We start from the raw sequence: 6633 nt of genomic DNA on the forward strand, positions 1-6633 counted from the left end.
CCAAGGATGGCGCAGTTCCATGATCCGCGGATGCCGGACGAAGACAGAGCCCGGGGCACCCGCCTGCCGCGGGCCCAGCCCGACGAGACGAGCCGACGACAGTCCGTGGCGTGGTTGACCGGGCTGTTCGTCGGGCTTTTCAAACGGCCGCAACGCGCATCTGACGGACGACGTCCAGCGCGTGCTGGGCCGTCCGCCCCGCGACTTCTCCGATTTCGCGAAGGCCACGGCGGCGCCTGGGCGGCTGAGGACCGGAACGGACGTCACGCGCGCAGGTCGCGGGCGACCATGGCCGCCTGGACGCGGTTGGTCACGCCCAGCTCGGTGAGGATGCGGCTGACGTACGCCTTCACCGTGGACTCGCGGAGGCCGAGCAGGGCGCCGATGTCGGCGTTGGTGAGGCCGTCGGCGAGGGCGTCCAGGACTTGGCGGTCGCGTGGGGTGAGCCGCGCGGCGGCGGTGTGGGCGGCGCGGGTGCGGGAGGCGTCGGGGCGGTGGAAGCGGTTGATGACGGTGCGGGTGACGGCGGGGGAGAGCATGCCGCCGCCGTCGGCGACGACACGTACCGCGCGCAGGATGTCGTCCGGGGGCGTGTCCTTGAGCAGAAAGCCCGCAGCGCCCGCCTCCAGCGCCCCGTAGACGTACTCGTCCAGGTCGAAGGTGGTGAGGACGGCCACCGACGGCGGGTGCGGCAGCGCACGCAGCGCGCGGGTCGCGGCGATGCCGTCCATGACGGGCATCCGGATGTCGACCAGCGCGACATCCGTACGGTGCCGCCGCGCGAGGTCCACGGCCTCGCGCCCGTCCGCGGCCTCGCCGACCAGCTCCAGGCCGTCGTCGGTCGCCACCAGGTCGGAGAGTCCCGCCCTGACGAACGGGTCGTCGTCGACGACCAGGACCCGGATCACTCCCACTGCGTTCACTGCGCTGCTGCTCCCGCCTTGGTCTCCTTGGTCTCCTGGGCGTCCGGTTCGGGCGTGCGCGGGGTTACGGGGAGCACGGCGTGCAGGAGGAAGCGGTCCGCCCCGGCGAAGCCTGCTGTGAACTCGCCCTTCAGGGCGGCCACCCGCTCGGCGACCCCCACCAACCCGTAGCCGTGCGGAGCCGCCTCCTCCGTCCCGGAACCTTCCGGGACGACCGGGCAGGCGTTCTCGGCCCGTACCTCCACCTGCGTGCGTTCGACGGCGACGGTGAGGTCCACCGGCTTCCCCGGGGCGTGCTTACGGGCATTGGTGAGCGCTTCCTGGACGATCCGGTGCACGGCGAACCGCACCGTCGCCGGAAGCGCGGCCAGGTCGCCGGTGTCGGCGCGGGTGCCGCGTACCCGGGTGCCCGCGGTCTCGGCCTCCGCGATCAGCGCGGGGAGGTCGTCGGCGGTGGGGGCCAGCGGCACCGGCCCCTCCTGGTCGCGCAGGGCGCCCAGCACCGAGCGCAGGTCGTCCAGTGCGCGGGCGCTGGTGTCGCGGAGCAGGCCGAGCCGCTCCTGTACGGGTTCGGACACCTCCGCACCGCGCCGCTGGAGCACTCCGGAGTGCAGGACGAGCAGGCTGAGGCGGTGGGCGAGCACATCGTGCATCTCGCGTGCGATACGGGCGCGTTCGGCCAGCCGTACCCGGTCGTCGCGCAGCCGATTCGCCGCTGCCAGGTCGTCGAGCCGGCGGGCGAGGAGCCGGTTGATGTCCCGCTGGTTGCGGGAGGCCAGGCCGAAGGCGAGCGGGATGAGCAGGGAGGAGCACGGCATGAAGGTGAGCAGCGGCATGTTCAGCAGCTCCCGCACCGGCCCGAAGAGCACGGGCAGGACGGCCGCACCGGTCAGGGCGAGCGCGAGGGGCGGTGGGCGCCGCACGGTCAGGTTGTAGAGCGCGACCAGGGCCGGCCACATCTGGCTCTCCAGCAGGAACCCGGCCGTGGTGACGACCGCGACCGCCACCGGCAGTCTGCGGCACAGCAGCAGTGAGGCGCACAGCACGACGGCGACGGCCAGGCCGGCCTCCCGGTCGGCGATGATCCCGGCATCGACGGTCAGTGCCTCGCGCACCGACTTGTACGACACGAACGCGAAGCCGGCGGCCAGCAGCAGCCGCAACTGGCCGCCGCTCAGCTCCCGGCCGTTCCACTGCCAACCGCGCCCTCGCGGCTTTGTGATCGCGCTCATCACCGTGGTCGCCATTTGCCCATCGTAGGGACCGGGGCCCGTGCGCACAGTCGACGAAAGTCGGTGTTCCCGAGCCGCACCACCGCCGTTCGTCGGTTCTGGCCGACCTCCTTTCCGCGGGTGTACGGGGGCATGAGATGGCGGAGAGTGCTCGGCAGTCGGCACCACACGAGCACCGGGAGGGCAACCATGAAGCGCAGGACCGTCTTGGGGGGTACGGCCGCAGCAACGGCGGGGATCGCGTTCGGGGCAGGCGGGGCCAAGGCCGCCCCGAACGCCCCGGACAAGGGCGGGGCGTACGAGGGGAAGACGGTCCTGATCACCGGCGCGACCTCGGGTATCGGGCGGGCCGCGGCCGTCGCCTTCGCGGGGGAAGGCGCGAAGGTCGGCTTCTGCGGACGCCGGGAGCGACTGGGCAAGCAGGTGGAACGGGAGATCCGCGAAGCGGGCGGAGAAGCGACGTACATCAAGGCCGATGTGCGCCGCCCGCGCGAGGTGAAGTCCTTTGTGGACCGGGTGGTCGAGACGTACGGCGGGCTGGACGTCGCCCTCAACAACGCCGGCGTCCAGAAGCCCTTCACGGACCTGCACGAGGTGACGGTCGAGGAGTGGGACGACGTCGTCGTCACCAACACGCGTGGGGTTTTCCTGGCCCTCAAGTACGAGATCCCGCACATGCGCAGGCTCGGCGGCGGCGTCATCCTGGTGACCGGTTCCACGAACCAGTGGGCCACTCGTATCGGTCTGGGTTCCTACACCGCGTCCAAGAACGGCCTGACGGGTCTGGTCCAGGCCGCCGCCCTGGAGAACGGCGAGCACGGCATTCGCGTGGTCGCCCTGTCGCCCGGGATGACCGACACCCCGATGCTGGATGTGCACCGGCCGGACGGGGTGTCCGACGAGCAGTGGGCCCAGCTGAAAGCCCAGTTCGCGCAGGAGGGCATCCCCGCGTTCCACCGTATGGCCAAGCCCGAGGAAATGGCGACCGCCGCTGTCGCCCTCGCCTCGTCGGGCTTCAGCTTCCAGACCGGTTCCTCCGTCGCGGTCGACGGCGGTCAGCTCGCCGCGCTGTGATGTCAGCGCCCGGCAAGGCGAGGCGCGGGTTCGAGCACATCAACTGGCCCCCGGGTGAAGCGAGGATCGCCTACTCCCGTAGCTGGGCCTCCCAGCCCTGTCAGGCCACCACGGTTCGCAGCCCCTGGCGGAGATGACCCGCCCGGCAGTCCTCGCAGCCACCCCCGTAGCAGCAGAGATCCCCCAGCAGATTCGATCCAGCAGGCGGTTCCCAGGCGTGCGCCGCCACCAACCTCGATCGAAATGACCGCAATATCCGATATAAATGCAGCCGGAACTGCAACCACGCACGTCGAAGGGCCCCACCTTACGGTGGGGCCCTTCGACATCGTGCCCGGTGAGGCACTGGCGGAGGATACGAGATTCGAACTCGTGAGGGGTTGCCCCCAACACGCTTTCCAAGCGTGCGCCCTAGGCCACTAGGCGAATCCTCCGCCGGGAACATTACATGACCTGGGGGGGTGGTTGCGAACTCGTTCGGGCCCCCTGCGATCAGGTACGCTGGGCCTCAGCCCCTCACGCGGCGCTATCTGACTGAACTCCCCCAGGGCCGGAAGGCAGCAAGGGTAGGTTGGCTCTGGCGGGTGCGTGGGGGGTCTTCTGTTTGTGCGGGAAAAGCGGCGTCAGCAGGCGCGCTGCTTTCAGTGCCGCTCCCCCGTGACGATCACCGTCAGGAACAGACAGACGCGCCGCAGACGCAGCGGCGAAAGGGCGAGTGAGCAGTGGGAGAGCCCCAGGTAGGCACGGGGTGAGACGGGCGGGCGGGGTCGACTGTCAGTGGGGGCCGATATCGTCGTATGCGTGTCGTCCCTTGCGCTGTACCGCCGCTATCGCCCGGAGTCGTTCGCCGAGGTCATCGGGCAGGAGCATGTAACCGACCCGCTGCAGCAGGCGCTGCGGAACAACCGGGTCAATCACGCGTACCTGTTCAGCGGGCCGCGCGGCTGCGGCAAGACGACCAGCGCGCGCATCCTGGCGCGCTGCCTGAACTGCGCGCAGGGGCCCACACCGACGCCCTGCGGCGAGTGCCAGTCCTGCCAGGACCTGGCGCGCAACGGCCCGGGGTCGATCGACGTCATCGAGATCGACGCCGCGTCGCACGGTGGTGTGGACGACGCTCGTGACCTGCGGGAAAAGGCCTTCTTCGGCCCGGCGAGCAGCCGCTACAAGATCTACATCATCGACGAGGCCCACATGGTCACGCCGGCCGGTTTCAACGCGCTGCTCAAGGTGGTCGAGGAGCCGCCGGAGCACCTCAAGTTCATCTTCGCGACCACGGAACCCGAGAAGGTCATCGGGACGATCCGCTCCCGGACCCACCACTACCCCTTCCGGCTGGTCCCGCCGGGCACGCTCCGCGAGTACCTGGGCGAGGTCTGCGGCCAGGAGAACATCCCGGTCGCCGACGGTGTACTCCCGCTGGTCGTCCGCTCCGGAGCGGGGTCCGTACGAGACTCCATGTCCGTCATGGACCAGCTGCTGGCCGGCGCCGGTGCCGAGGGCGTGACCTACGCCATGGCCACCTCCCTGCTCGGCTACACGGACGCCTCGCTGCTCGACTCCGTGGTCGAGGCGTTCGCCTCCGGGGACGGGGCGGCGGCCTTCGAGGTCGTGGACCGCATCATCGAGGGCGGCAACGACCCGCGCCGCTTCGTCGCCGACCTGCTCGAACGGCTGCGCGACCTGGTGATCCTCGCCGCCGTGCCCGACGCGGCGGAGAAGGGGCTCATCGACGCCCCTGTGGACGTGGTCGAGCGTATGCAGGCCCAGGCCGGCGTCTTCGGCGCCGCCGAACTCAGCCGCGCCGCCGACCTCGTCAACGACGGGCTCACGGAGATGCGCGGCGCGACTTCGCCCCGGCTCCAGCTGGAGCTGATCTGCGCGCGCGTGCTGCTGCCGGCCGCGTACGGCGACGAACGCTCGGTCATGGCCCGGCTCGACAAGCTGGAGCGCGGGGTCAACTTCTCCGGCGGTCCGGCCGCGGGCCCGGGCGGCGCCGGAATCCCCATGGGGTACGTGCCGGGACCGGGCGCGCATGGTGTGCCCGGCGCCGCGTACGAGGGTGCGGTGCCTGGAGGTGTCAGTGGCGGTGGCGGTGGTGGGGTCGGTGGTGCTGTGGGTGCGCCGGTCATGCCGCCTGCCGCATCGGGTGCATCTGGTGTGCCGGGTTCGCCGGGCGCGGGTGGCGTGCCGGGTGGGGGCGGTTTTTCCGGTACGGCGGACACGGCCGGTGCGCCTGCTCCGCAACCCCAAGCCCAGCCCCAAGCTCCCCAACCCCAGGCCCCGGCTCCGGCTCCGCAAGCCCAGCCCCAGCCTCAGGTCCCTGCTCCGGCTCCGCAAGCCCAGCCCCAGCCTCAGGTCCCTGCTCCGGCCGCACAAGCTCCGGCCCCAGCCGCTCCCGGTGCCTGGCCCACCGCGACGACCGCGGGCAGTGGACGGCGGCCCGGTGGCTGGCCCACGGCGACCCCTGCGGGCAGCGGACAGCCCCCGGCGCCCGCGGCAGCCGCGCCGGCACAGTCCTACGCCCAGCCCCAGTCTCAGCCTCCCCAGTCCCACGCTCCGGCTCAGGCGCCCGCCGCGCCGGCCGGCGCCCCCGTGCCCGGCGGCCTCGACCCCCGCATGCTCTGGCCGAACATCCTGGAGTCGGTGAAGAACCGCCGCCGGTTCACCTGGATCCTGCTCAGCCAGAACGCCCAGGTCAGCGGCTTCGACGGCACCACACTCCAGCTGGGCTTCATGAACGCGGGCGCGCGGGACAACTTCTCCAGCAGCGGCAGCGAGGAAGTGCTGAAGCAGGCGCTGATGGAACAGTTCAACGTCCAGTGGCGGATCGAGGCGGTCGTCGACCCGACGGGCGGCGGTGGCCAGGCGGCTCCGGCGACGGGCGGCTACGGCGGAGGCGGCGCCCCTGGTGGTTACGGCGCCGGGGGCGGAGGCGGCGGTGGAGGTGGGTACGGCGGCGCCGCATCGACGCCCGCCCCCCAGCAGCAGCCCGCGCCCCCGTCTTCGGCGCCCACGCAGGCCCCGGCACCCCGCCCCCAGGCCTCCGCGTCGGCGCCGGCACCGCGGCCCTCGGCTCCGGAACCCCCGCCGATCGCGCCGGAGGACGATGTCCCTGAGGACGACGACCCCGACCTCGACGAGTCCGCGCTTTCCGGGCACGAGATGATCGTGCGGGAGTTGGGGGCGACGGTGCTGGAGGAGTTCTCGAACGAGTAGGCGGGTGGGTGTCCTGGGTGGGGTTTCTCGCCCCCGCCGCCCCTACCCGTCCCATCCCTCGGGGGCTCCGCCCCCGAACCCCCGTATCGCGCTGAACGCGCTCGTCCTCAAACGCCGGACGGGCTGGGTATTTCAGCCCGTCCGGCGTTTGTGGACGAGGCCGTTCAGGCCGATAGCGGGGGGGT

Annotated in this window: 4 protein-coding genes, 1 tRNA gene and 1 other RNA gene; 3 read left to right on the plus strand and 3 right to left on the minus strand. The window is 71.7% G+C overall.

Annotated features, from left to right (window positions below; translation table 11 throughout):
• Window positions 1-263 precede the first annotated feature (263 nt).
• Together ACWDR4_RS36375 and ACWDR4_RS36380 are read right to left on the minus strand one after the other, a co-directional pair.
• Window positions 264-908, minus strand: a complete 645-nt coding sequence (locus ACWDR4_RS36375) for a response regulator transcription factor (protein WP_450414821.1) — start codon at window positions 906-908, stop codon at window positions 264-266.
• 11 nt (window positions 909-919) lie between these two features.
• Window positions 920-2170, minus strand: a complete 1251-nt coding sequence (locus ACWDR4_RS36380; RefSeq protein ID WP_450414808.1) for a sensor histidine kinase — start codon at window positions 2168-2170, stop codon at window positions 920-922.
• A 174-nt stretch (window positions 2171-2344) separates the two neighbouring features.
• Here ACWDR4_RS36380 and ACWDR4_RS36385 point away from each other — a divergent pair, with 174 nt between their 5' ends.
• Window positions 2345-3229 carry an SDR family NAD(P)-dependent oxidoreductase gene (locus ACWDR4_RS36385; RefSeq protein ID WP_450414810.1) on the plus strand — a complete coding sequence of 295 codons (885 nt, stop codon included), beginning with the start codon at window positions 2345-2347 and terminating at the stop codon, window positions 3227-3229.
• A 346-nt stretch (window positions 3230-3575) separates the two neighbouring features.
• On the opposite strand, the gene ACWDR4_RS36390 is transcribed toward ACWDR4_RS36385, so the two are convergent.
• A tRNA-Ser gene (locus ACWDR4_RS36390) sits at window positions 3576-3663 on the minus strand.
• 73 nt (window positions 3664-3736) lie between these two features.
• On the opposite strand from ACWDR4_RS36390, the gene ffs reads away from it, so the two are divergent.
• An RNA gene (gene ffs / locus ACWDR4_RS36395) (signal recognition particle sRNA small type) lies at window positions 3737-3833 on the plus strand.
• A 197-nt stretch (window positions 3834-4030) separates the two neighbouring features.
• Window positions 4031-6448 carry a DNA polymerase III subunit gamma and tau gene (locus tag ACWDR4_RS36400; protein WP_450414812.1) on the plus strand — a complete coding sequence of 806 codons (2418 nt, stop codon included), beginning with the start codon at window positions 4031-4033 and terminating at the stop codon, window positions 6446-6448.
• The last annotated feature ends 185 nt before the right edge of the window (window positions 6449-6633 follow it).

This window comes from Streptomyces sp. NPDC000878, from assembly GCF_053599695.1.